The sequence below is a fragment of the Bacillus sp. S10(2024) genome (assembly GCF_050473865.1).
Taxonomy (GTDB): domain Bacteria; phylum Bacillota; class Bacilli; order Bacillales; family Bacillaceae_G; genus Bacillus_A.
In genome coordinates, this window is record NZ_JBFLUR010000002.1 from 366,650 (window position 1) to 393,084 (window position 26,435).

Sequence of the window (26,435 nt, forward strand, 5' to 3'; positions counted from 1 at the left end):
AAAAGGAATCTTGTTTTTTTTGTTTAATATATACATTGTGGATAAATCAAGAAGAAAGGAGAGGGACGATGTTTGAAAAATTATATGATGAACATGAAAATACAAAAGTCCGCTTTCTTGGTTTTATGACAAATGAGACACGATATGATTTTGGTGTGGTGTACACAACTATGTTTTTTGGTAAACCGCTTGTTGTTTGTATGCAGACTGGTCGAGCAACTCTCCTTGGACAGGATGATATTGAAAATGTGCACTATTTACAAGATGTCTTTAAACTTAAAACGAGTGAAGAAGCAACGGATCTTGCACAGTTTTTTAAGTTTTTATTGCCAGCTACTTCTGTGCATGCTGAATATGAGGAATAATTGTGTAAAAGCAGTCGTAATAATAAATATACGACTGCTTATTACTTATAAATGTTTCATACTAATAAAATTTAAAAATAATTAATGTGTCACAATTAAAACTATTGACTAAAAAAGTATAACATATTAAAATAAAGACAGAAAGTTAAGCGGTTACAAAAGATTCTTTGGAATTACAATATTAGGGGGAATTAAAAAATGGGAACTATCGTATGTCAAATTTGTGAGAACACAATTGCGCATTTTGAGGATGAAAAAGTAACGGTATTATACGGAAAATGCGGTTCTAAATGTGAGTGTGAGCATAAAGAACATACTAAAGCCCAATAAATAAAAAAACGCCTGCATCAGCAGGCGTTTTTTAGTGGATTGAAGTCGTGTGGCCAATTGTTGCAATAATTGCATCATCTCGAATGGGAATGAGGTCAATTTCTGTTTGGATTTTCTTTGTAGAGGCAAATTGACTCATTATCCGACTATCTATTCGTGTTAGAAAATCTGTTAAATATGCTGTTAAAAAAGCGAAGGGAATACGTCGTTGATTGAGTACATCAATAATTTGACTTTCTGTTTTTACACCGACCCCATGCCCATAAAAAAAGAAATTTCCTAAATAAATTGCATTCTCTCCTTGCCATTCAATTGTTGCAGGGTTCACTTGTGGATTTTTAAAATAAACAAGGTCACCAGGAACAATTTCTCCTCCTGTTTTTGTAATGAGTTTCAAATCTTTATCATAGTCCCATGTATATAAGTAAAGATTTGCAAATAAACGATTAAAGGTTTCTTCATCATAAAATGCTAGTAGTGATTTATAGAAGAGAATAATCATTGCGGTTGCACATTCTGTTCCGTATTTTTTTCCGTTTAGAAAAATATCGCGAATAGCAAAAGAGGGTAACACATTAGGGCGAAGTTGAAAACCGCCTAAATGGGTTCTTTCCCAAAACTCAGGATTACAGTAAGATTGCTTAAATGTACGAAATTGTAGTCCGCTATTAAATAACTCTAAAGCAGAAGTAATAATATGAACACGGATATTTATATCAAAAGTTAACTCATGTAGTGATTGGAAATTGTATACTTCTTGGTTTCCAGTCATGATTTCTAAAATTTGTTGTTTTTCCGAAAAGAAAGGTTCGTTTTCATTTTTTATATATGGATGTACAATGGAACGGCCAATTACAATCATAAAATCCCACCTATATGTTTACATTCTTTTGATTTTGAATTAAAGGGCGTTGAGGCTCTCAGCTTAAAATTTAGAGGGAGTTAAGAAAAGTATTCTGAGATATCTAATTGATCATCACCAACTACTGTGACACGTATACGAACGTTTAGTGATTGCAAGGAGAGAACTATCCGTAAGAGCTGGGTTGGGCAGGCTTCTCACCTGATGGAAGTTTCACATTATATTGTATGAATAGGCGAATAAAGGGTGCATAGGAAAAAGAATATGAAGGCTGGAGAGGAATATTTGTGAATGAAAAGACCCACTCCAAAATATGAAGTGGGAAGGGAGTTATTCGCTAATCGCTTTATATTCTTTAATGACGCGTAAAGTTTGTAATGTCATATCTTCAGGACCTTGTACTGGTAGTCCTGCTTCTAAATTCTTTTGAATATAGTCTAAATTTTCTTTTGTAATAATTTCACCAGGAGCGAAAATTGGAATACCTGGTGGATAGACCATAACGAAATCGGCAATAATGCGGCCGGCAGCTTCCGCAAAAGGAACAACTTCTGTTTCAGAATAAAAGGCATCGCGCGGAGATAGCGCAAGCACAGGGATTTCTGGGATATCCACTTGCACTTGTACACCTTTTTCTGCTCTATGTTTAAAGGTAGCTGATAAATCACGCAGAGCGTGCACGAGTAGATTTGTTTCATCTTCTGTATCTCCAAGTGTAACAAGGCACAAAATGTTATATAAATCCGAAAGCTCAACCTCTATATTATAATGCTCTCTTAACCATAATTCTACATCGTGTCCTGTAATTCCTAATCTTTTTACAGAAATAATGAGCTTTGTTGGATCATAATCAAAAGTTGCATCTGTTCCTAGTAGTTCTTTACCAGGACAATAAAGATGTTCGATCTCATTTACTCGTTTTCGAACATCTTCTGCTAATTGAATGGTTTTTGCAATAAGTTCTCGTCCTTCTGTTGCAAGACGCTTCCTTGCAACGTCAAGTGAAGCTAATAAAATATAAGATGTTGAAGTTGTTGTCAGCATACTAATAATTGATTGAACATGCTTTACGTTTACAAGCCCTTCTTTTACATTCAAAATAGAGCTTTGTGTTAATGAACCACCTAGTTTGTGAACACTTGTTGCAGCCATATCGGCACCAGCCTGCATTGCTGACATTGGCATTTCGTCGTGAAAGTGAATATGAACACCGTGGGCTTCATCAACTAGTACCGGTATATTGTATGAATGAACTAACTTTACAATTTGCTCTAAATCAGCTGCAAATCCAAAATATGTTGGATTAATGACAAGGAGTCCTTTAGCATCAGGATGCTCTTCAAGCGCTTTTTTTACAGAAGGAATTGTAATTCCGTGTGAAATTCCTAATGTTGGATCAATTTCTGGATGAATAAAAATCGGTTTTGCGCCTGAGAAAATAATCGCTGACATAACAGATTTATGAACATTACGTGGTACAAGAATTTTATCTCCAGGACCACAAACGCTCATTACCATTGTCATAATTGCTCCACTGGTTCCTTGGACAGAAAAAAATGTATGATCCGCGTCGAAAGCTTTTGCTGCTAAATCTTGCGCTTGCTTAATCATACCTTTTGGATGATGTAAATCATCGAGCGGTGCAATATTAATTAAATCAATTGATAATGCATTATGCCCAATAAATTCGCGGAACTCAGGATCCATCCCTTGTCCTTTTTTATGACCTGGGATATGAAATTGAACTGGATTTCGCTTGCTGTGCTCTTTTAAAGCAGTAAACAATGGTGTTTCGTATTGGGACAATTTATACACCCCTTCTTTTGGTTAATATTTATTAGTTTTGTTTTATGTTTATTCTGTTCGACTAATCAATAGCAGAAGAGAAATTCTCACTACTATTCGAAGTATCACTTTATGTTCTATAAAACAAAAGCATTATATCACCTATAGGAGAAGATGTATAGAAAAATAATAATGGTAATTATCGTTTCTTCATGTTGGCAGGATTATTCGTAAAAAATGAATCACTGGATTGATGAGAATTCAAGGATAGGGCATCGACGAACGGAGCTTGAGCAAAATAAGTGACGGAAATAGTGAAAGCTATTTTGATTAACGGATGATATTTTTGCTGGATTCAAGAAAAATATTATTGATAAGATTTCGGATTGGTAAAACTATTAGTGAGTAAGCATACAGGTGGAAGTTTCACTCTATCTCGCGTATGATAATGAAGAAGAATAAATTAGAGTGTGCTGGAATAGATGAGGTGTTATTATGGAATATCAATATCCAATTCATTATGATTGGTCAACAGAAGAAATGATTGAAGTAATTAAATTTTATGAAGCGATTGAACAGGTTTATGAAAAAGGATTGAAAAGAGAAGATTTGATGAGTTTATATCGTCATTTTAAAGAAATTGTGCCAGGAAAAGCAGAAGAAAAGAAAATCGACAAAGAATTCCAAGAAGTGAGTGGTTATTCCATTTATCGCACAATTCAAAAGGCGAAAAATTTACAAGAAGAAGATGTTGTTAAAATGTAAAAATTTTTTGAAAAATCAAAATTGAAGTGTTATAATGGGATAACAACTAGAAACGGACAATACAAATATTGTCCGTTTTACTTTATCGATTACAAATTTTATATAAAGGAAGGAGTGAGTGCATCGTTTTTTCAATTTTTTGGATGAATTGTGCATCAGTAAGATTTGCAAATTCTTCTGGAGAAATGTGGATTCCTACTAATAATTCTGCTTTTTTAACAGTGCTTAACCGCTCAATCATTTTTTGTAGCTCTTCTAATTGAAGAGTGCTATGTAATTTTACATCAGGCTTAGTATGGTCAATGGACCAAACGAAATCATTTGGTATATTTGTTTTTAAATCATTTAAATGCTTTAAAAAGGCATGAGCCGCTTCCATTTTTTGTGGGCACTCATAAATTAATCCAAAGTATATAAAAGCATGTGTCCCCCATAGTCCAATTTGAAAATGTGGTAGCATTTTATATCCGCGTTTATTTGTTGAAAATGCAACCCAAGTATCGTTTGGTGGATTGACTTTACGACGTGCATGTTTCGCGACATGATAGAAAAAAGGTTCACCAGTTTCAGTTGTTAAGAAATGAGAAAATTGTTCGCCGAGAGCTTCTAACTTCGGGTGAATGTTCGTTTTAATTGCAGCCATTCTTTCTTCTAGACCATCCACAGAGAACACAGTGAAGTCTTTTTCTTTGAAAGTTTTTGATGTCATGGTTGTTCCTCCAACTCCTAGTTTGTTTTTATTCTAACATAGCTTGTACAATTCATAAAAAAGGACGTTTATAAAAAATTTTAAGATAAAAATGCAAATTAGTTGCATAGATGATTTATCCCACATAATATAGTATAAAACAAAAAATCAGAAAATTGAGTAAATTTAAAATCGAGGGCAAACGAATATTGGGAGGAGGCAAATGAATATGAGACAGGTAATTAACGCATTAAAAAGAACAGATGCGGAGAAGAGAATTCCGGTGTTACGTTTAGAATTAGATTATGAATTAGCAACGTTATATGATGCAATGATGGAAAAGGACGACATGAAAAAAGAAGAGTGTATGAAAAAATTAGAAGTGTTAAGACTTGAAATGATCCGGTTAGAGGCGTAATAATAGTGTATGTATAAAAAATTAGTTGGTGCGAACCTTATAAAGGGTTCGTTTTTTCTGTGAACTGTACAGATCGGAGTGTTTAAATATGCAAGAGGTATGGGAAGAAATTGATGCATACGCAAAACAATGGATAAAAGAAGCGGGGCAGCACCTTGTTTCATCAATGAAGCAGTCTCTTATTATCGAAACGAAGTCAAATGCCTCTGATTTAGTCACAAATATGGATCGAGAAGTTGAACAATTTTTTATTGAGAAAATTAAAGAGACATTTCCTAAACACTATATTCTCGGAGAAGAAGGATATGGCGATGAGTTGGCTTCAACGGATGGGATTTTGTGGTTAATTGATCCAATTGATGGAACGATGAATTTTGTTCATCAAAAGCGAAATTTTGCAATTTCAATTGGCATATATGAGAATGGTATTGGGAAAATTGGTCTCGTATATGACCCAGTTCATGATGAGTTATATCATGCGAAAATGGGTGCTGGGGCATTTTGTAATGAAATAAAAATCCCATCATTACAGCCGAGTGAAGTATCTTCAGGAGTTATTGCTGTAAATGCTATGTGGCTTACTGATAATCCTCGTCTTGATATGAGAAAAATGGCACAACTTGTAAAAAAAGCAAGAGGAACACGTTCGTATGGCTGTGCAGCACTTGAAATGGTATATGTAGCGACAGGACGATTAGATGCGTATGTGACGCCTCGTTTGTCTCCATGGGATTTTGGCGGTGGGAAGATTATTGTAGAAGAGGTTGGAGGGAAAGTAACCACTTTTACTGGAGAGCCGCTTCGAATTCTTGAGAAGAGCAGCGTTCTCGTTGCAAGACCAGGTGTGTATGAAGAGATGTTAGAATATGTACAATAGGTGTATAAAATCCATAGAAAAAACAAAAAAGTAAGAGGCATAGAAAATCGCTTCTTACTTTTTGCTGTTATTGTAGCTTACGCATTTTTCTTTTTGTTATAAATCCGTACCCGATTGTAAAAACTGTACCGACAATACAAATAATAACACCGACTGGGCTATTCTCAGCAATCATAATTCCAATGCCAATCATAAAAATAACGCCAATGATCGCTGTTAATAAAAAACGATATTGAATTTGTTCCATTTATTTCACCCTCCAATTTCATTGTACTTTCACAAAAGTTAGAATACAACTATATTTTCATTCTTGATTTTATTTTGATTGCTATTGCATCCCCATCGCTCTTATAATAGAGAAGGATTAAAAAGACACTAGGAGTTGGACATGTTGAAAAAACGAGAAGATTTACGAAATATAGCAATTATCGCCCACGTTGACCATGGTAAAACAACACTTGTTGACCAGTTATTACGTCAAGCGGGGACGTTCCGTGCAAATGAGCACGTGGAAGAACGTGCAATGGATTCAAATGATTTAGAAAGAGAACGCGGTATTACTATTTTAGCGAAAAATACAGCGATTCATTATGAAGATAAAAGAATTAACATTTTAGATACACCTGGACATGCTGACTTCGGTGGTGAAGTAGAACGTATCATGAAAATGGTTGATGGTGTTTTACTTGTTGTTGATGCATATGAAGGTTGTATGCCACAAACACGATTTGTGTTAAAGAAAGCACTTGAGCAAAACTTAACTCCAATCGTTGTTGTAAACAAAATTGACCGTGACTTTGCTCGTCCAGACGAAGTAGTTGATGAAGTAATCGACTTATTTATTGAACTTGGTGCAAACGAAAATCAATTAGAGTTCCCTGTTGTATTTGCTTCAGCAATGAACGGAACAGCGAGCTTAGATTCAAATCCAGCAAACCAAGAAGAGAATATGAAATCATTATTTGATACAATTATTGATCATATTCCAGCACCAATCGATAACAGTGAAGAGCCACTTCAATTCCAAGTAGCACTTCTTGATTATAATGATTATGTAGGTCGTATCGGAGTTGGTCGTATATTCCGCGGTACAATGAAAGTAGGACAACAAGTTGCATTAATGAAGGTTGATGGAAGTGTAAAACAATTCCGTGTAACAAAATTATTTGGTTACATGGGATTAAAACGTCAAGAAATTGAAGAAGCAAAAGCTGGAGACCTAGTAGCTGTTTCAGGTATGGAAGATATTAACGTTGGTGAAACGGTATGTCCAGTTGAACATCAAGAGGCATTGCCGTTATTACGTATTGATGAGCCGACACTACAAATGACATTCCTTGTAAATAACAGCCCATTTGCAGGGCGTGAAGGTAAGTATATTACATCTCGTAAAATTGAAGAACGTCTTCGTTCACAGTTAGAAACAGATGTGAGCTTACGTGTAGATAATACAGAATCTCCTGATGCATGGATTGTATCTGGACGCGGAGAATTACATTTATCAATCTTAATCGAAAACATGCGCCGTGAAGGATACGAATTACAAGTGTCAAAACCAGAAGTAATTATTAAAGAAGTTGATGGCGTAAGATGTGAGCCTGTAGAGCGCGTACAAATCGATGTGCCTGAAGAATACACTGGTTCTATTATGGAATCAATGGGTGCACGTAAAGGTGAAATGTTAGACATGGTAAATAACGGAAACGGCCAAGTTCGCCTTATTTTCATGGTTCCAGCACGTGGGTTAATTGGTTACACGACAGAATTCCTAACATTAACTCGTGGTTATGGTATTTTAAACCATACATTCGATTGCTACCAACCAGTACATGCTGGACAAGTTGGTGGACGTCGCCAAGGTGTTCTTGTTTCACTTGAAGCAGGAAAAGCATCACAATACGGTATTATGCAAGTTGAAGATCGCGGTGTAATCTTTGTTGAACCAGGTACAGAAGTATATGCTGGTATGATTGTTGGAGAACACACACGTGAGAATGATTTAACAGTTAACGTTGTAAAAATGAAACAACAAACTAACATTCGTTCTGCGACGAAAGATCAAACTTCAACAATGAAAAAACCACGCTTAATGACTTTAGAAGAGTCATTAGAGTACTTAAACGATGATGAGTTCTGTGAAGTAACTCCAGAATCAATTCGTCTTCGTAAAAAGATTCTTGATAAGAGTGAGCGCGAAAGAGCTGCTAAGAAAAAGAAATCTGTAGAAGCTTAAGTAATGTAGGGCTGCCTTTTAATAAAAGGCAGCTTTTTTATCGTGATTATTTTTTGAAAATTTGTTCTTTTTTGTGGACAGTATTTTTTTTGCAGGGTACTCTTATAGTAAGTAAATTGGAAATGAAATAGAAGGAGTTGTTATTCATTTGCGTGAGTAAGGGGGAGAAATGTAGTGCTTGAAAAAATGTCATTTTTTGCGAAGTTGTACAATGTAGATGTCAATCCAGAGGTGGGAATGTGGCTTCTTTACGGTACAATTATTATATTCAGCATTATTGTTTATAATTTAGGGTTTGCTAGAAAGTTATCTTTGTTAAAGAATGTAATAATTTATACTGTACTAATACTAGGTTGTACTATTTTAACCTTTTTTGCTGTTTTTCTGCCTGTAGGAGAAGGGCTCGTTGTAGCGATTATTATACTTGGTATATATAAATTACGTTTACGACAAGCGAAACATTCAAAAGCAAGCTAAAGGAGGAATGGAAGATGCATTCTGTGCAAGATGCATTATATAATTGGTTAACAATTAAAGTTGTTGCGGAGGCTCGTCCATATGATGAAGCTGCTCAAGAAACATATATGCTTTTTCATAATATGCTACATGAAGACCATCAGTTAAAACATATAACGGTAGAAAAAAGGGAAGATATGTATTTTGTTACATATGAAAGAGAAGGGGAAAAGAAAGCAGTTCGGTTTCCGCTTGAGCTAATTGATTGTTTTTTAGAACAGATAAATCGAGATCCAGAGAAATATAAATAAGCTCTTATCCTATTCGATAAGAGCTTATTTATACGTTACAATTATGTACATCATATCGTAGACGGCTGAATTTACTATACAGTAATATTTATTTGATTGCTTTCAGCGTTCAAATAAACGATATACCTATTAGCATATTACCATTCATCTTCAACCGTTTTATCACGATATAATCGGAAGTTACCAGTTGCGTGTCTTTCTAAAGTACGTTCTGAAATTCGATCCGTACATTGCTTACACATAAATGTATGAATAGGACGATTGCGAAGCCGTTTTGCAACGGGATTTTCGTCATTTAAATCTTCTCTTTTATCACAAAGAATACATTTAACTCTCATTTTGTCACCTCGGCACAAATTCTATCTTACTTTAGTATATCATGTGCTTTAGATATTTTTGAACTATAGGAGAAAAAATAAATATTTTCGCAATTCGAAAAATAGGTTATTATATAAGTGAAACTACTATCAACGTGGAATTATAATTTTTGCTGATGGTTAGTGGATCATAAGGGCAGGTTTCTTTTCTTAAGTTTTTACAGTTAAGTGCCTGGCAGAGCGAAAGTAATATAGATGCTTATGGAGGTGGAAACATGGCAAATATCGTAGAGCTAACATTAACAAATGCTTTAGTGAAAGCGCTGCGTGAAGAGCGTATTGTAACAATTGCAACGACTGATTTTGAGAAAGGCATTCCAAATGTAAGTGCGATTTCATGGGTATATGCAATAGATGAAAAAGTTATTCGTTTTGCAGTGGATCAACGCTCTCGCATTGTAGAAAATTTGCGTCATCATGCGGGGCTTGTTCTGACTGTTATGGCAGATGAGTCTGTATATTCTATAAGTGGTAAAGCGATTATAAAAACAGAGCGGATAGAAGGTGTTCCGCTGAAATTAACTTTAATTGAAGTTTCTGTGCAAGAAGTGCGTGACGTAATGTTTTATGGTGCGAAACTTGCTATTGAACCGAAATATGAAAAAACATATGATCTTCGTGCTGCGGCAAAGTTAGACAATCAAGTTGTATCTGCGATGAAGGATATGTGAAAAAGGATGGGCAGCAAAGAAAGTTGTTCATCCTTTTCTTTGTATTTTAAGTGATTTCTATTCTACCTCGTTTGTACAGTACATATAATTATAACAATGGTTCGTCCATAATCATGGATGAAACCCTTGTTCTACAAATTTAATGGTGGAGTCAGGGGGTAACAGGTTGAATAAAATTTATGTGCTAGACACGAATGTACTTTTGCAAGATCCGTTATCTATTTTTTCATTTGAAAATAACGATGTAGTCATTCCGGCTGTTGTGTTAGAGGAAGTAGATTCAAAGAAACGCTATATGGATGAGGTTGGCAGGAATGCACGCTATGTATCAAAACTAATAGATAAATTTCGTGAACTTGGGAAATTACATGATAGCATTCCTCTTGAGAATGGAGGGACATTTCGAATTGAATTAAATCATCGTTCATTTGTTCAATTACAAGATATTTTTGTAGAAAAAACAAATGATAATCGTATTTTAGCTGTGGCTAAAAATTTATCATTAGAAGAGCAAGAAAAAGAAAATGGAAAATCTGTCATCCTTGTGAGTAAGGATGTACTTGTACGAGTAAAAGCTGATGCTCTAGGTTTACAAGCTGAAGATTATTTGAGTGATCGTGTTACGGAAGTAGAAAACATATATACGGGCTTCTTAGAGTATTACATACAAAAAGAGATTTTAAACCGTTTTTATGAAAAAGGAGAGCTTCCTCTTTCTGAAATTGCGAATCATCCGTTTTATCCCAATCAATTTATTGTAATGAAAGATGCTTTAGGTGGATCAAGTTCGGCTCTTGGGATTGTAGATCATTCAGGGAAAAAGATAAAAAAGCTTATTTTTCCAAATGAGCAGATTTGGGGAATTCGTCCACGAAATGTACAACAAATTATGGGGATGGAATTGTTGTTACGTGAAGACATTCCTCTTGTAACATTGACAGGAAAAGCTGGAACGGGGAAAACATTAATAGCATTAGCTGCAGGACTAATGCAAACAGAAGATTTGGGAATGTTTAAAAAGTTACTCGTGGCAAGACCTATTGTTCCAGTTGGAAAAGACATTGGATATTTACCAGGAGAGAAAGAAGAAAAATTAAGACCTTGGATGCAACCGATTTATGATAATTTAGAATATTTATTCAATACAAAAAAGCCTGGTGAATTAGATGCAATCTTAGCGGGAATGGGTTCTATTGAAGTAGAAGCTCTAACATATATTCGTGGACGTAGTATTCCAGAGCAGTTTATTATTATCGATGAAGCACAAAATTTAACGAAACATGAAGTGAAGACAATTTTAACGCGTGTCGGAGAGAGAAGTAAAATTGTTTTAATGGGAGATCCACAGCAAATTGATCATCCATATTTAGATGAATATAATAACGGTTTAACATATGTGGTAGAGAAGTTTAAAGAACAAAAAATTAGTGGACATGTGAAGTTTGTAAAAGGTGAACGCTCTAACTTAGCGCAACTAGCAGCAGATTTATTGTAGGAAAGAGTGGCGATAAGCCACTCTTATTTGTTTTCTATGAACAAACAATAAGTTCTTTCACTAATAGAATATTCATTTTACACAATAGTAAATTTTCGAATATATCGAATAGGATTATTGACATTAGAGCCATCACCGAAATAAAGGTGAACAGGGCCATCTTCTTTTAGTGGCTTCCCTATACTAGAAAAACCGAGAATAGCATCCTTTGCTTCGTTTATTGAAATGGTTGTAATACCAGATTCAGTATGAATTTCTACAAGTGTTGCGTCATTAGAAATTTCTGCGTTTTCTAAAAAAGGTAAAAAAGGTATGCCGAATGTTCCGGTAATAATCTTTTCTTTTTCAAATCTTGCAACGCTTTTATTAACCGGTGGAAAAATAGCTCCTTCTCTAATTTCACGATCCCAATGTTTGGATGCTTCTTTAGTATATTGTGCTAACTCACTTATTTTTTCTTTTGGAGTTGTAAAGTATGTTGTTAAGTCAACTTTTCGATCATCAAAAATCCAGACACTTGGATCAATTGTAATTGGAAAGCGTACATTTCCGTTAATAAATAAGATTTCATTCATTGTTGTTCCCCCATTTGTCTTATACTCCCACTTTTCAGTATAATAGGACTAGGAACAATTGTCACAGAAAATGTTTCTATTGCAATTTATGAAAACTATCGCTAATATTAATAGATAGGATAGGAGAGTAGGACGGAAACGGAGGGAACCAATTTGGCGTCTGAGACAGTAACAAATCATCAGGAAAAGGCACTTGCCCTTCTACAAGCTGATGCAGAGAAAATTTTAAAACTTATTAAGGTGCAAATGGACCACCTTACGATGCCGCAGTGTCCATTGTACGAAGAGGTACTCGATACACAAATGTTTGGCTTATCCCGTGAAGTTGATTTTGCGGTTCGTCTTGGTCTCATTGCTGAAGAGCAAGGTAAAGAAATTTTAGGAGAATTAGAACGCGAGCTATCGGCGCTACATGATGCTTTTACAAACAAACAATAATAGCTGGTTCAAATAAGGGGCTCAAACTGAATCAGTTTGAGCTTTTTTTGTGGAAAAAAAACGATTTTTCCTGAAAAGCAGGAAGAATGCAAATATATATGGAATACAACTGTAAAAAAGAAGAGAGAAAGAGGATTTTGAATGAAAAGAGTCTGGAAGTCAATAGATTATTCTTTAGTGCTTCCTCTTGTTATCGTATGTGTGATCGGCGTTATTATGGTGTATAGTGCCAGCTCTATTGTTGCGATTACAAAATATTATCCGAAATACGGGTGGACGAGCGATCACTTTTTTCTATCACAGTTAAAAGCATTAATCGTCGGAACAATTGGATTGCTTATTGCTATGTTTGTTCCCTTTCAAGTTTGGCGAAAGCGTATCATTGCTGTTTTAATCGTTGTGGTTAGCGTAGGAATGCTGTTAATTGTTTTAAAATGGGGAATTGTTGTGAATCATGCGAAATCGTGGGTGTTTGGTGTACAGCCGTCGGAGTTTGTTAAATTAGGGATCATCATTGTATTAGCGCGTTTTTATGCAAAAAAGCAAGCAACAGATGGACCGATTTGGCATGGTGCTGGCCGAGTGTTTATTTTTTTATTGATTACAATTTATTTAATTTTAAAACAGCCTGATTTAGGGACAACATTATTAATTATATCAACGATTGGGATTATGACGTTCTGTTCAGGGATCCCCTTTCAAGTTTGGCTAAAACGAATTGTTCTTACATCTATTATATGGATTCCGCTCGGATATTTTATAGGGAAAAATGTTTTAACACCTGTTCAAATCGCACGGTTCACTACATTTTGGAATCCGTTTAGTGATGCGCAAGGAAAGGGATTTCAATTAATCAATTCGTTTGTTGGTATTGCTTCTGGTGGTGTAGGTGGTAGAGGTTTAGGAAATAGTATTCAAAAGTATGGGTATTTACCAGAACCGCATACAGACTTTATTATGGCAATTGTATCAGAGGAACTAGGGTTTGTTGGAGTGGCTATTATTTTAATAGGTTTACTAGTCATTGTCGTTCGTGCTTTTCGAATTGCACAAAAATGTAAAGATCCTTTTGGAAGCTTACTTGCGATTGGAATTGGGAGTATGATAGGGGTGCAATCTATTGTAAACTTAGGCGGCATTACGGGAATTATGCCACTTACTGGTGTGCCTCTGCCATTTGTTAGTTATGGTGGTACTTCTTTAGTGTCAACCTTAGCGGCAATGGGAATTTTATTAAATGTAGCTAGTTTTGTGAAACAGCAAGAAAAAAGAGAGCAGCGAGAGCGAGAGCAAGAGCAACAACAACAACCTAAACAAGAGAGACATCTTGTTATTGTTAAATAAAAGAAGCTTTGTACAAATGTACAAAGCTTCTTTTATTTGCATATCTTCAGAAAAAAGATGTTTATTTTGTTATTTTACAATAAAGAGTATGTCACATTTATTAAATGTGTTCTACAAAAAGAATGGTTGCTTCCTTCTTTTTATGCTATACTAATTTTGTCATATAATAATGGACAGAGTGCTTATCATTTGTCAAAAAATAAGGTATGATGAATAAAAATAAGGTGAAGCTTACACGCAGTGAAAAAGTACTGCTGAAAGTGAAATACTTACTCCCGCTAAAACGGGACAAATTTATAGTGTTTTGAATGGTAGGAAAATAGAGGGGGAAAATCATGAAAAGGCTGCAACGTATTCAGAAAGTATTAGTAGCTAACCGCGGAGAAATCGCAATTCGTGTGTTTCGTGCTTGTACAGAATTAGGGCTACGCACAGTTGCGATTTACTCGAAGGAAGATAGCGGCTCATATCATCGCTATAAAGCAGATGAAGCGTATTTAGTAGGAGAAGGTAAAAAACCAATTGATGCATATCTTGATATTGAAGGTATTATTGAAATTGCAAAAAGTAATCATGTTGATGCAATTCACCCTGGATACGGATTCTTGTCAGAAAATATCGAATTCGCAAAACGTTGCGAAGAAGAGGGGATTATTTTTATCGGTCCAAAGAGTAAGCATTTAGACATGTTTGGAGATAAAGTAAAGGCAAGAACGCAAGCGCAATTGGCGAATATCCCTGTTATTCCTGGTAGTGATGGTCCTATAAATGATCTTGAAGAAGTAGCCGATTTTGCGAAAAAGTATAGTTATCCGATTATCATTAAAGCAGCTCTTGGCGGTGGCGGACGCGGGATGCGGATTGTACGCAGTGCAGGGGAATTAAAGGAAGCGTATGATCGTGCGAAATCCGAGGCGAAAGCTGCATTTGGGAACGATGAAGTATATGTAGAAAAATTTGTTGAAAATCCAAAGCATATTGAAGTACAAATATTAGCAGATGAACAGGGAAATATTGTTCATCTATATGAACGCGATTGTTCTGTACAGCGTAGGCATCAAAAAGTGGTAGAAGTAGCACCAAGTGTGTCTCTTCCAGTTGAACTGCGCAATCGTATTTGTGAGGCTGCAGTTCAATTAACGAAAAATGTTAATTATGTGAACGCGGGAACAGTTGAGTTTCTAGTAAAAGGAAACGAATTTTATTTCATTGAAGTGAATCCACGTGTTCAAGTGGAACATACAATTACAGAAATGATTACAGGTATTGATATCGTTCAATCACAAATTTTAATTGCTGACGGATATGCTTTACATAGTGAAAAAATAAGTATTCCAAAACAAGAAGATATCATTACGCATGGATTTGCAATTCAATCTCGTGTAACAACAGAAGATCCGCTAAATAACTTCATGCCAGATACCGGGAAAATTATGGCGTATCGTTCTGGTGGCGGCTTTGGGGTGCGTTTAGATACAGGAAATAGCTTCCAGGGTGCAGTTATTACGCCATATTATGACTCATTACTTGTAAAAGTAACAACTTGGGCATTAACGTTTGAACAAGCAGCATCAAAAATGGTACGTAACTTAAAAGAATTCCGGATTCGTGGTATTAAAACAAACATTCCGTTTTTGGAAAATGTTGTAAAACACCAAAGCTTTTTATCGGGAGAATATGATACATCATTTATCGATTCCTCACCGGAACTATTCGTATTTCCAAAACGAAAAGACCGTGGTACAAAAATGCTATCGTATATTGGCACGGTAACGGTAAATGGATTCCCTGGAGTAGGAAAACAAGAAAAACCGATTTTTGCAGAAGCGCGCATTCCAAACATAATACATTCTGAACCAATCGAGGCTGGTACGAAACAAATTTTAGATGGGCGCGGAGCCGATGGATTAGTAAAATGGGTTCAAGAACAAAAACAAGTTTTATTAACCGATACTACATTTCGTGATGCGCATCAATCATTATTAGCAACGCGTATTCGTACAGAAGAGTTGAAACAAATTGCTGAACCAACAGCAAGAATGTTACCGAATTTATTTTCGACAGAAATGTGGGGCGGAGCAACATTTGATGTCGCGTATCGTTTCTTAAAAGAAGATCCATGGGAACGTTTATTACAATTACGTGAGAGTATGCCCAATGTATTATTTCAAATGCTTCTTCGCGCATCAAATGCAGTGGGATATAAAAACTATCCAGATAACTTAATTCAAAAGTTTGTAGAATGTTCTGCGCAGGCGGGTATTGATGTATTTCGTATTTTTGATAGCTTAAACTGGGTGGAAGGTATGCGTGTTGCAATTGATGCTGTGCGTCAAAGTGGTAAAATTGCAGAGGCAACAATGTGCTACACAGGTGATATCCATGATCCAATGCGCAGTAAATATGATTTAAATTACTATAAAAACTTAGCAAAAGAGTTAGAAGCATCGGGTGCTCATATTTTAGGGATTAAAGATATGGCAGGATTATTAAAACCAAATGCAGCATACGATCTAGTATCCGCATTAAAAGAAACGGTATCGATTCCGGTGCATCTTCATACGCATGATACTAGCGGGAACGGTGTATTAACATATGCGAAAGCAATTGAAGCTGGTGTTGATATTGTAGATGTTGCGGTAAGCTCTATGGCTGGTTTAACATCTCAGCCGAGCGCTAATACATTGTTCTATGCATTAGAAGGAAATGAAAGACAACCAAATGTGGACGTAAATTCATTAGAGAAACTCTCTCATTATTGGGAAGATGTTCGTAAATATTATTCTTCTTTTGAAAGTGGAATGAATGCACCGCATACAGAAGTTTACATGCATGAAATGCCAGGTGGCCAATACAGTAATCTACAGCAGCAGGCAAAAGCTGTCGGATTAGGAGATCGTTTTGATGAAGTGAAAGTAATGTATCGTCGTGTTAACGATATGTTCGGTGATATTGTGAAAGTAACTCCATCTTCAAAAGTGGTCGGTGATATGGCTCTATTTATGGTACAAAATCATTTAACAGAGAAAGATATTTATGAACGTGGTCATGCATTGGATTTCCCGGGATCAGTTGTGGAGATGTTTTCTGGTGATCTTGGACAACCATATGGTGGTTTCCCTAAAGAGTTACAAGAGATTATTCTAAAAGGAAAAGAGCCTTTAACAGTAAGACCAGGTGAATTATTAGAATCGATTGACTTTGAAGTATTAAAAGAAGAATTATTCCATAAACTTGGTCGTGAAGTAACGATGTTTGATATTGTAGCGTATGCGTTATATCCAAAAGTATTTATGGATTATCAAAAGGTTGCAGAGCAATATGGAGATATTTCTGTTCTTGATACACCAACATTCTTCTATGGGATGAGACTTGGCGAGGAAATTGGTGTGGAAATTGAACGCGGTAAAACGTTAATTGTGAAATTGATTTCGATTGGAGAACCACAATTAGATGGTACACGTGTTGTCTACTTTGAACTTAATGGACAGCCTCGTGAAATTGTTATAAAAGATGAAAGTGTTAAAGTGACGGTTTCGCAACGAGTGAAAGGGAATCGTGAAAATCCAAGTCATATTAATGCAACAATGCCGGGCACTGTAATTAAAGTGGTGGTAAAAGAAGGGGAGCAAGTGAAAAAAGGTGATACCATGGCAATTACAGAAGCGATGAAAATGGAAACAACTGTACAAGCTCCATTTACTGGCACGGTGAAAAAAGTGTATGTGAAAGACGGAGATGCAATTCAAACAGGTGATTTGCTGATTGAATTCGAGTGATAAAATAAGGCTATTACTCCAATTTTGGAAATAAAAAAGAGCTGCTTTTGTGCAGCTCTTTTGCTTTTTGAAAATAATAACTTGTCGAAGAGACAAGTTATTATGATAGTTTCGTTTGCTTAGTAGTACGATTTATTTCTGTGTTTTTCATGTTTGTTTTACTACGTGTTCCTAGCATCACTAAATAGCATAATACAGCAAATAAACATGATATAAAGAGTGAATGCAGAAGTGACATTGCTAAGCTTGCTTCTGTATATACAACTAAAATACCAGCGATTGCTTGACACGCGACAAGAATGAAAGCTGTAATCCATCCATAACAGACAACAGGTTGTTGCTTATAATGCCTAATAGCTATCAGCATTGCATATAAAATCCAAGCGGAAATTAATAGAGCTGCAATTCGGTGTCCCATCTGTACCCATTCATGAAACTGCATTGGAAGTGGGCTATTTTTACTGCATAATGGGAAACTCGGACATGCTAAACTCGCATGCTCATGACGCACTAACGCTCCAGTATAAACAACAAGATAACTGTAAATTGTTACACCGTAAATATGAAATTTCATCTTCTTATCAATAACAAGTGAATGGGCATCAAATTTCTTATCGATCTCAAAGATAAGAAGTGTTAATAAAATAACAGCAGCAAACGAAATAAGGGAAATACCGAAGTGAATTGCTAATACAGCCGGAACTTGCCCCCACACAACCGCAGCAGCGCCCATTAGCGCTTGCGCTATTAAAAACACAAAAGATAAAATAGCCAGTGCTTTTGTTTCACGAACGTGTCCATAATATTTCCAAGATAAGATACATAGTAGTGTAACGAGAATTCCTGCAGAACCTGAAGTAAGACGATGACTGAGTTCAATAATTGTTTCCATGGATAAATTCGAAGGAACAAGTTCTCCGTTACACAGCGGCCAAGATTTACCACAGCCTTGTCCAGAGCCAGTTTTAGTAACTAATGCTCCGCCAAGTAGTACAAATAATAAATCAAGACTTGTAATGACTGCTAACCATTTTATAAAGCGTTGCAATCTTTTTCACCAACTTTCAATTTCAAAGTTATTGTGCAATATTTTAATAAAATAAAGTAAAACTTCCCTCGCTGTTGTTTTTCATCCTAACCAAGGGCTAGTTAAACTAATTTGGCGCATACGAGCAGTTCCTAACCTATATTCTTTCTGTCTTTAGAATCTTGAGGTACAGGCTTAGCTACTTGTAAATAGCCATAAATGTTATAGAAACAGAAATGCACTACAGTCCTATGATATAGAAAATCTGATAAAATAGCAAAGGGGAGAGAAAGGGAGAAAGAAAGGAAAATAAATTGCTTATTTTAACAAAAAATAGTGAGTTTTATAAAGAAATACACGGAAATACATGCAGAATCTGACAAAATGGTTTATTATAAAAGATAATTACATTCTATACTTGATGAAGTAATGGGAAAACTTTTTAAGTCATAGACACAAAAAGTTCATGTTTTCTTCACAATTTCTTCGTGAAATATGTTTTAATATATTCTAGCAAGAAGTGTATATTAATAGTAAAATCATAAAACAACATTTCCACTGTAATAATATTGCTGTATAAAAGCATGCTGTTTTATTTTAAGTAAATAGGCAAAAGAAAGTATGGAAGTTTTAAGAGGGGGTTAAAGTGATGAACCATGCAACAAGTGAACTGCATGATGAGTCAGCTGTAACAAATGTACCGGAAACAACACGTGTACAAGATTTATTAGCGCTCGTTAAGATGGGGATTGTAAATTCAAATACACTTACTGTATTTACAGGATTATGGTTAGCTCTACATTTCAATGGATTGAATGTAATGGACCATTTAGATAAAATGTTTTTTACAATCGTCGGCTCTGCATTAATTATGGCGGGGGCATGTAGCTTAAATAACTATATTGACCGTGATATTGATCATTTAATGGAACGAACAAAAAATCGCCCAACAGTAACAGGGAAATATAAACCTGGATTCGCATTAACATTAGGTATTTCAATTGCGCTTCTGGGCTTTGTGTTTTTACTATTTACAACACCAATGGCAGCATTTATTGGTTTTATTGGTTTCTTTACGTATGTTGTTCTATATTCATTATGGACAAAGCGAAAATATACGTTAAATACAGTAGTAGGGAGTGTATCAGGTGCAGTTCCTCCTTTAATCGGTTGGGCAGCTATTGATCCTAGCTTGAATCATCCTATTGCTTGGATGCTATTCTTAATTATGTTTGTTTGGCAAATTCCACATTTCCTCGCACTTGCGATGAAACGTGTTGAAGAATATCGTAATGCAGGTATTCCAATGCTTCCTGTTGCGCATGGATTTGATATTACAAAACGTCAAATTATGATTTGGACAGTATGCTTATTGCCACTGCCATTTTATATGAATGCACTTGGAGTAACATTTATGGTAATTGCAACTTTGCTTAACATCGGTTGGATCGTGTTAGGGTTTTATGGCTTCCGTAAGAAAGATGACATCAAATGGTCCGTGCAAATGTTTGTATACTCCTTAAATTATTTAACAATCTTATTTATTTCAATGATTGTTGTAACTTTCTTCTAAGACAACGACAACAGGGGATTTCTTTACGTTGAGATTTACTTTACTTACTATAAAGTACAATCTAATTAACAAAGAAAGTGGGGGTTGTTTGCATGAAGAAACAGTGGCGATTGCTTTCGCTTGTTTCACTAGTGGCTTTACTGTTAGGGGGATGCGGTAAAGCCTTTCAATCTACTTTGATTCCACAAGGTGAAGTAGCAAAAATGCAATATGATTTATTGTTATTAGCTAGTGCAATCATGATTGGTGTCGTTCTTGTAGTTACGATTATTTTCTTGTATGTAATTGTGCGTTTCCGTCAAAGGAAAGGCCAGGAAAATTATATTCCGAAGCAAGTAGAAGGAAATCACAAGCTAGAAATTATATGGACAGTCATTCCGATTTTACTTTTATTGGTATTGGCTGTCCCTACTGTTACATATACGTTTAAACTTGCTGACGTAAGTGGAATGGAGAAAAAGAATATTGATAAAGATACAATCGTTGTTGATGTAACAGCGAATCTTTATTGGTGGGAATTTTCTTACAATAATGAAAAATTAGTATCTTCGCAAGATTTAGTCATCCCTACAGGTAAAAAAGTGTATTTAAATTTAAAAGGTGCTGATATCAAACACTCATTTTGGGTGCCATCTTTAGCTGGAAAAATGGATACAAATACAGATAATGTGAACAAGATGTGGATTAAAGCAGATAAGACCGGCACATATAATGGATTTTGTACAGAATTTTGCGGACCTTCTCATTCTTTAATGCAGTTTAAAGTGAAAGCTGTTAATGAAAGCGAGTACAGAAAATGGGTTGCTAGTATGAAAGAATTAGATGGTAAAAAGACTGTTGCTACTTCGAAAGAGCAAGAAGGAAAACAAATTTTTGAAAAGAGTTGTATCGGTTGTCATGCTGTTGGATCAAATGATAGCAGACCACCTTCTGCACGTATCGCACCTAATTTAGCAAATTTTGCAGACCGTGATATGGTTGCGGGAATTGCTGAAAATAATGACGAAAATGTAAAAAAATGGTTAAAAGACCCTGAAAGCATGAAACCAGGAAATAAAATGACTGGAAAATACGGTAATCTTACTGACGATCAAGTAGAGTCATTAAATGCTTACTTGAAAACATTAAAAGTTGAAAAGTAATGAGAAACTATTTGCGAAGGGGAGGTTGAAAACGTGAGTTCTGTAGCAAAAAAACAGGGAGTTGGCTCTGTGATTTGGGATTATTTAACAACAGTAGATCATAAAAAGATTGCCATTCTCTATTTAATTGCAGGTGGATTATTTTTTATCATCGGTGGAATAGAAGCAATATTTATTCGGTATCAGTTAGCGTTTCCAAACAATGATTTTCTTGTTGGAGATGCATATAATCAAGTTTTAACAATGCACGGAACAACAATGATTTTTTTAGCAGCAATGCCGCTTGTATTTGCAATGATGAACGCAGCTGTACCACTTCAAATTGGTGCACGCGACGTTGCGTTTCCATTTATTAATGCGCTTGGATTTTGGCTATTTTTCTTTGGAGGCGTATTTTTAAATTTAAGTTGGTTTTTAGGAGGAGCACCTGATGCAGGATGGACATCATATGCATCGTTATCACTTGCATCAAAAGGGCACGGCATTGATTTCTATGTTCTTGGTTTGCAAATTTCGGGTATTGGGACATTAATAGGTGGAATTAACTTTCTAGTTACCATCATTAATATGCGTGCACCTGGAATGACATATATGCGTATGCCGATGTTTACATGGACGACATTTGTAACATCTGCCCTTATTTTATTTGCATTTCCACCGCTCACAGTCGGTTTAGCTTTATTAATGTTAGATCGTTTATTTGGAACAAGCTTTTTTAACCCGGCCTTAGGAGGAAATACGATTATATGGGAGCATTTGTTTTGGATCTTCGGTCATCCAGAAGTATATATTCTTATACTCCCAGTTTTCGGAATATTCTCAGAAATATTTGCGACATTCTCTAAAAAAAGATTATTCGGATATTCATCTATGGTATTTGCAACGGTATTAATTGGATTTTTAGGATTCATGGTGTGGGCGCATCATATGTTCACAGTGGGTCTTGGACCGGTAGCAAATGCTATTTTTTCTGTAGCTACAATGGCAATTGCTGTTCCAACAGGGATTAAAATTTTCAACTGGCTCTTTACGATGTGGGGTGGAAGTATTCGTTTTACAACACCAATGATGTGGGCCGTTTCCTTCATTCCATCATTCGTTATGGGGGGGGTAACAGGGGTTATGCTTGCATCTGCTCCTGCTGATTATCAATTTCATGATAATTACTTTGTTGTCGCTCACTTCCATTACGTAATTGTAGGTGGGGTTGTGTTTGGATTATTCGCTGGGGCTCATTATTATTGGCCGCTTATGTTTAATAAAATCTTAGATGAGACACTTGGTAAAATTACGTTTTGGCTGTTCTTTATTGGTTTCCATTTAACGTTCTTTATTCAGCACTTCCTTGGTTTAATCGGTATGCCGCGCCGATATTTTACGTATTTGCCAGGCCAAGGATTAGAAACTGGAAACTTAATTAGTACAATAGGCGCAGCATTTATGGCTCTTGGAACAATTGTTCTTTTGGTTAATGTTGTAAAAACATCTTTTTCAAAAAAACAAGCCGGCTGCGATCCTTGGGATGGCCGCACGCTAGAATGGGCAATTCCTGCGCCGACACCTGAATATAATTTTAAACAATTACCATTTGTACGAGGGTTAGATCCATTATGGATTGAAAAAAGGGAAGGGAAAAATGAGATAACGCCAGCAGAGCCGATTGGTGATATTCATATGCCAAATTCATCGTTCTTACCGTTTGTTATCTCGTTAGGCCTGTTTATCGCAGCGTTTGGAGCGATGTATATGCAAGGTGGGAAAGAGAAAATGTGGTTAGTGGTAGCAATCGTTGGGCTTATTATTACGTTTGGAGCAATGTTCTTCCGATCTGTAATTGATGATCATGGATACCACATTCATAAAGAAGATTTAGATGATAAAGGGGGCAAGGCGTAATGCATGCAGAGGAAAAATTAACAAATGAAACCTTTCCAGCAGAGCCTGAAAAAGCAACCCTTGAAGGAAAGAATAAATTTATTGGATTTTGGTTGTTTCTAGGAGGCGAAACGGTACTGTTTGCTTCCTTGTTTGGAACATATTTAGCACTAAAAAATTCAACTAACGGCGGACCAACGTCACAAGAAATGTTTCAAATGCCGCTTGTGTTTATTATGACAATGCTTCTTTTAACAAGTAGTTTAACGAGTGTATATGCAATGTATCATATGAAGAATTTTAATTTTAAACAAATGCAGCTTTGGCTTATTATTACGGTCTTGCTGGGGATTGGCTTTTTAGGTTTTGAGATTTATGAGTTCAATCATTATACCCATGAATTTAAGCACACAATGAAAAGTAGTGCATTTGGTTCAGCGTTTTATGCATTAGTTGGTACGCATGGATTACACGTTTTATTTGGATTACTTTGGATTTTGACTCTAGTGGTTCGTAATGCGAAGCGTGGTTTGAATTTATACAATGCGCCAAAGTTTTACGTTGCATCAATTTACTGGCATTTTATCGACGTAGTTTGGGTGTTTATTTTCACTGTAGTATACTTAATGGGAATGGTGGGATAAACAATGGCGATAAAACAAACAAATATAAATAACCCTAAAGTGGATCTTGTTTACCGCAGAAAAAAAAGTGCAGAAGAAATGAAGCATCAAGTTGTTACTTTCGGATTAATGATTTTTTTGACAATTATCGCATTTGTAGCAGTTGCATATCCAAAAACATTTAGTCCACTTTTTTCTGTACCATTTATTTTACTGTTAGCTACCATACAAGTTATTTTTCAATTGTATTATTTTATGCATATGAGCCATAAGGGGCATGAAGCTCCGACATTTTTCTTATATGCTGGTTTACTAGTCGGATTAGTAACGATTTTAGCATTTATGACAATTGTTTGGGTTTAAAAAAAGAAAGGAGATTGAGGGTTTATCAATCTCCTTTTATTTATCCCGCTATTTGTGGGTAGTAAGCCCCCCCACCTCAAGATTGAGAAAGAAGCGTGTCCAACTCTAACGGCTAGAATTTCCGGTCGTTTCGCCCCCTCGGACGAGGCAAAAAGCGCCTCTCTGTCAGGGGCGCGGGCTTCCTGCGATTCTGACAGAGCCGCTTCCGCTTTTCTAAAGAAGATATGTGGGGGATAATTGCCCGTAAAAGCCCGATTGGTGAGGGCTGATAATCAGTGGAGGACACTGATTAAGGTTTCACTTTATGAAAGGGAGGGTGTGAAAAAAATGAACAACTTATGGATATTTAGTTTTGAAGCACTGTGGAGCCCAATCTTTTTTCTTTTTATACTAGCTGTCGTGATTAGTTATTTTTTAATTATTGGAAAATATCGATATCGTTTTCCGAACGGAGAGAAAGTAAGTAAACGGAAAATCTTTTATTTTACAAGTGGTATGCTCCTTTTATATTTGGTTAAAGGGGGCCCAATTGATTTACTTGGACATATTGTGTTTAGTGCACATATGTTAGAAATGGCAATCATGTATATTGCCGTACCTCCATTATTACTACTGGGGTTACCAATCTGGTTGTTTGAGTATATAACATCATTTCGATTGATTCATATCATGTTACGCATATGGGCAAATCCTATTATCGCATTAATTGTTTTTAATGGGGCATTTTCGATGTATCATTTACCAATTGTGTTTGATACGGTAAAGCAGAGTCAAATAGGACATCCGATTGTTCTTGCTGCATTGTTTTTTATGGCCATTATGTTGTGGTGGCCAATATTTAATCCGTTACCACAATATCAAACATTAAGTGATATTAAAAAGATTGGTTATATGTTTGCTAATGGGATGCTATTAACGCCGGCTTGTGCGCTTATCATTTTTGCGAATGAGCCGTTGTTTGTGACATATACAGATCCAAATGCATGGATGAAGGCGATGGAGCTTTGCGTGCCAGCTGGAACATTATCTAATTTAAATATTACAGGTCCTGATTTCTTACATTGGATTCCTGTTCTAGAGGATCAGAAAACAGGAGGGATTGTAATGAAGATTATACAAGAAATTGTATATGGCACGGTTATTGGATATGTTTTCTTCTCGTGGGCGCGTAAAGAGCGGAAAAAGGATGCTGAACAGATGCATGCATTACCTCCGTATTTGCAATCTCAATCACCCATGTCTGATGGAAAACTCTCATCTAAATAAAATGAAACTTCTCTCAGTAGGAAGGCTTACTGCGCTAAAGTAGCGGGATAAATTTACCAGACCAAAAGAAGGTGTACCATCGTGTACACCTTCTTTTGGTTTAGATAAATCCATTTTAATTTTTCGACATATAAGTCGCTGCTATGCAGAGTACATTATGATCGCTTCTATGTACGACTAGATGCTCTCGTCCTCTCTTAAAAAGAAAGTGATTTTTATGTCGTGTTTTAAATTGCATTTATAAAGGTTCTTTTTGAGAAGTACGATGTTCATAAAAGTATAGTAGTTTATCCCGGTGAAACTACTAGAAGTTTTCTTTATTCTATAATCGCTAAATCTTGCAACTCTTTTTCGATGTTTTGAAGTAACTGTTCGCTTTTTTGAAGAACATTTTTGGGGAAATTTTCGTTCTCTCCATACTCTACGCCATGTGGATAATAATGTTTACCAAGAAGAGGTTTTAATAACTTAATATGGGCATGTCGGCTGCCGATATCTCCTTCAATTGCAAAACCTTGTATACGTAAATAATATACATCTTTCAGCATTTCAAATTTATAGTCGTATGTTACTCGCTCGTAATCCCATTGCCCAGCTAGTACAAAGTGATGATTGTCCATTACCTCAGAAAGAAGTGTAAAGTCAACCACTAGGCCTTCAAGTTTCGTATTTGTAAATTGCATGAAATAACCTCCTTATTATAAACGTAGAACCGCTTGAATTTATAATAGTACGAATAGTGAGAAAACGCAATTCATTATAGAGAGAAAAGGGGGAATGTCTGATTTTATAAAAGA

27 protein-coding genes are annotated in these 26,435 nt (G+C 35.8%); 19 read left to right on the top strand and 8 right to left on the bottom strand.

What is annotated here, in order from left to right; translation table 11 throughout:
• Positions 1-68 precede the first annotated feature (68 nt).
• Both AB1280_RS02050 and AB1280_RS02055 read left to right on the top strand, forming a co-directional pair.
• The gene (locus tag AB1280_RS02050) at positions 69-365 is read left to right on the top strand and encodes a DUF3055 domain-containing protein (protein WP_429754737.1); all 297 of its coding nucleotides are present in this window, start codon (positions 69-71) and stop codon (positions 363-365) included.
• Positions 366-563: 198 nt separating this feature from the next.
• Positions 564-695, top strand: coding sequence for a GapA-binding peptide SR1P (locus AB1280_RS02055; RefSeq protein WP_020059303.1), 132 nt, complete (start codon positions 564-566; stop codon positions 693-695).
• A 31-nt stretch (positions 696-726) separates the two neighbouring features.
• Here AB1280_RS02055 and AB1280_RS02060 read toward each other — a convergent pair whose 3' ends face one another.
• Together AB1280_RS02060 and AB1280_RS02065 are read right to left on the bottom strand one after the other, a co-directional pair.
• Positions 727-1,557: a protein-glutamine gamma-glutamyltransferase gene (locus tag AB1280_RS02060; protein WP_429754738.1), complete on the bottom strand. Its 831-nt coding sequence runs from the start codon at positions 1,555-1,557 to the stop codon at positions 727-729.
• A 330-nt stretch (positions 1,558-1,887) separates the two neighbouring features.
• Positions 1,888-3,372, bottom strand: a complete 1,485-nt coding sequence (locus tag AB1280_RS02065) for an aminotransferase class I/II-fold pyridoxal phosphate-dependent enzyme (RefSeq protein WP_272188279.1) — start codon at positions 3,370-3,372, stop codon at positions 1,888-1,890.
• Positions 3,373-3,837: 465 nt separating this feature from the next.
• Between AB1280_RS02065 and AB1280_RS02070 the strand changes: the two genes are divergently transcribed.
• Positions 3,838-4,107 (top strand): UPF0223 family protein, encoded by a 270-nt coding sequence (locus tag AB1280_RS02070; RefSeq protein WP_272188278.1) that lies wholly within the window; start codon positions 3,838-3,840, stop codon positions 4,105-4,107.
• 82 nt (positions 4,108-4,189) lie between these two features.
• Here the strand turns inward: AB1280_RS02070 and AB1280_RS02075 are convergent, their stop codons facing one another.
• The gene (locus tag AB1280_RS02075; protein WP_429754739.1) at positions 4,190-4,816 is read right to left on the bottom strand and encodes a YktB family protein; all 627 of its coding nucleotides are present in this window, start codon (positions 4,814-4,816) and stop codon (positions 4,190-4,192) included.
• Positions 4,817-5,024: 208 nt separating this feature from the next.
• Between AB1280_RS02075 and AB1280_RS02080 the strand changes: the two genes are divergently transcribed.
• Together AB1280_RS02080 and AB1280_RS02085 are read left to right on the top strand one after the other, a co-directional pair.
• The gene (locus AB1280_RS02080) at positions 5,025-5,213 is read left to right on the top strand and encodes a hypothetical protein (protein WP_020059298.1); all 189 of its coding nucleotides are present in this window, start codon (positions 5,025-5,027) and stop codon (positions 5,211-5,213) included.
• 88 nt (positions 5,214-5,301) lie between these two features.
• A complete protein-coding gene (locus AB1280_RS02085; protein ID WP_429754740.1) occupies positions 5,302-6,090 on the top strand; it encodes an inositol monophosphatase family protein in 789 nt (262 codons plus the stop codon).
• A 67-nt stretch (positions 6,091-6,157) separates the two neighbouring features.
• Here AB1280_RS02085 and AB1280_RS02090 read toward each other — a convergent pair whose 3' ends face one another.
• On the bottom strand, positions 6,158-6,337 hold the full coding sequence (locus AB1280_RS02090) for a DUF5325 family protein (protein WP_272188275.1): 180 nt from the start codon (positions 6,335-6,337) through the stop codon (positions 6,158-6,160).
• 141 nt (positions 6,338-6,478) lie between these two features.
• Here AB1280_RS02090 and typA point away from each other — a divergent pair, with 141 nt between their 5' ends.
• From typA to AB1280_RS02105, 3 genes are all read left to right on the top strand, one after another.
• Entirely contained in the window at positions 6,479-8,323 is a 1,845-nt protein-coding gene (gene typA, locus AB1280_RS02095; protein WP_272188274.1) for a translational GTPase TypA, read from the top strand.
• Between the two features lie 174 nt (positions 8,324-8,497).
• Positions 8,498-8,800, top strand: coding sequence for a YlaH-like family protein (locus AB1280_RS02100; protein ID WP_429754741.1), 303 nt, complete (start codon positions 8,498-8,500; stop codon positions 8,798-8,800).
• 14 nt (positions 8,801-8,814) lie between these two features.
• On the top strand, positions 8,815-9,090 hold the full coding sequence (locus AB1280_RS02105; RefSeq protein ID WP_429754742.1) for a hypothetical protein: 276 nt from the start codon (positions 8,815-8,817) through the stop codon (positions 9,088-9,090).
• Positions 9,091-9,227: 137 nt separating this feature from the next.
• Here AB1280_RS02105 and AB1280_RS02110 read toward each other — a convergent pair whose 3' ends face one another.
• Positions 9,228-9,428, bottom strand: coding sequence for a YlaI family protein (locus tag AB1280_RS02110; protein ID WP_272188271.1), 201 nt, complete (start codon positions 9,426-9,428; stop codon positions 9,228-9,230).
• A gap of 254 nt (positions 9,429-9,682) precedes the next feature.
• Here AB1280_RS02110 and AB1280_RS02115 point away from each other — a divergent pair, with 254 nt between their 5' ends.
• A complete protein-coding gene (locus AB1280_RS02115) occupies positions 9,683-10,138 on the top strand; it encodes a pyridoxamine 5'-phosphate oxidase family protein (RefSeq protein ID WP_272188270.1) in 456 nt (151 codons plus the stop codon).
• A gap of 166 nt (positions 10,139-10,304) precedes the next feature.
• Complete coding sequence (locus AB1280_RS02120; protein WP_272188269.1) at positions 10,305-11,633, top strand: PhoH family protein; 1,329 nt, start codon at positions 10,305-10,307, stop codon at positions 11,631-11,633.
• Between the two features lie 77 nt (positions 11,634-11,710).
• On the opposite strand, the gene AB1280_RS02125 is transcribed toward AB1280_RS02120, so the two are convergent.
• Positions 11,711-12,208, bottom strand: a complete 498-nt coding sequence (locus AB1280_RS02125; RefSeq protein ID WP_272188268.1) for a peptidyl-prolyl cis-trans isomerase — start codon at positions 12,206-12,208, stop codon at positions 11,711-11,713.
• 153 nt (positions 12,209-12,361) lie between these two features.
• Here AB1280_RS02125 and AB1280_RS02130 point away from each other — a divergent pair, with 153 nt between their 5' ends.
• The 3 genes from AB1280_RS02130 to pyc all read left to right on the top strand — a co-directional run bounded on the left by AB1280_RS02130 (position 12,362) and on the right by pyc (position 17,769).
• Complete coding sequence (locus AB1280_RS02130) at positions 12,362-12,646, top strand: YlaN family protein (RefSeq protein ID WP_020059288.1); 285 nt, start codon at positions 12,362-12,364, stop codon at positions 12,644-12,646.
• Between the two features lie 141 nt (positions 12,647-12,787).
• On the top strand, positions 12,788-13,990 hold the full coding sequence (locus AB1280_RS02135; protein ID WP_429754743.1) for an FtsW/RodA/SpoVE family cell cycle protein: 1,203 nt from the start codon (positions 12,788-12,790) through the stop codon (positions 13,988-13,990).
• 335 nt (positions 13,991-14,325) lie between these two features.
• A complete protein-coding gene (gene pyc / locus AB1280_RS02140) occupies positions 14,326-17,769 on the top strand; it encodes a pyruvate carboxylase (RefSeq protein WP_429754744.1) in 3,444 nt (1,147 codons plus the stop codon).
• Positions 17,770-17,869: 100 nt separating this feature from the next.
• Here pyc and AB1280_RS02145 read toward each other — a convergent pair whose 3' ends face one another.
• Positions 17,870-18,817, bottom strand: coding sequence for a COX15/CtaA family protein (locus tag AB1280_RS02145; RefSeq protein ID WP_429754745.1), 948 nt, complete (start codon positions 18,815-18,817; stop codon positions 17,870-17,872).
• Between the two features lie 628 nt (positions 18,818-19,445).
• On the opposite strand from AB1280_RS02145, the gene cyoE reads away from it, so the two are divergent.
• The 6 genes from cyoE to ctaG all read left to right on the top strand — a co-directional run bounded on the left by cyoE (position 19,446) and on the right by ctaG (position 25,638).
• Entirely contained in the window at positions 19,446-20,369 is a 924-nt protein-coding gene (cyoE, locus tag AB1280_RS02150; RefSeq protein WP_272188264.1) for a heme o synthase, read from the top strand.
• A 92-nt stretch (positions 20,370-20,461) separates the two neighbouring features.
• Entirely contained in the window at positions 20,462-21,511 is a 1,050-nt protein-coding gene (gene coxB / locus AB1280_RS02155) for a cytochrome c oxidase subunit II (RefSeq protein WP_272188263.1), read from the top strand.
• Between the two features lie 33 nt (positions 21,512-21,544).
• Complete coding sequence (gene ctaD / locus AB1280_RS02160) at positions 21,545-23,407, top strand: cytochrome c oxidase subunit I (protein WP_272188262.1); 1,863 nt, start codon at positions 21,545-21,547, stop codon at positions 23,405-23,407.
• The gene (locus AB1280_RS02165; protein WP_272188261.1) at positions 23,407-24,030 is read left to right on the top strand and encodes a cytochrome (ubi)quinol oxidase subunit III; all 624 of its coding nucleotides are present in this window, start codon (positions 23,407-23,409) and stop codon (positions 24,028-24,030) included. Before ctaD ends, AB1280_RS02165 begins: the two co-directional genes overlap by 1 nt.
• Before the next feature lie 3 nt (positions 24,031-24,033).
• Entirely contained in the window at positions 24,034-24,372 is a 339-nt protein-coding gene (gene ctaF / locus AB1280_RS02170) for a cytochrome c oxidase subunit IVB (protein ID WP_429754746.1), read from the top strand.
• A 327-nt stretch (positions 24,373-24,699) separates the two neighbouring features.
• Complete coding sequence (gene ctaG / locus AB1280_RS02175; RefSeq protein WP_272188259.1) at positions 24,700-25,638, top strand: cytochrome c oxidase assembly factor CtaG; 939 nt, start codon at positions 24,700-24,702, stop codon at positions 25,636-25,638.
• Between the two features lie 317 nt (positions 25,639-25,955).
• Here ctaG and AB1280_RS02180 read toward each other — a convergent pair whose 3' ends face one another.
• Positions 25,956-26,321: a YugN family protein gene (locus AB1280_RS02180; RefSeq protein WP_429754747.1), complete on the bottom strand. Its 366-nt coding sequence runs from the start codon at positions 26,319-26,321 to the stop codon at positions 25,956-25,958.
• Between the last annotated feature and the right edge of the window lie 114 nt (positions 26,322-26,435).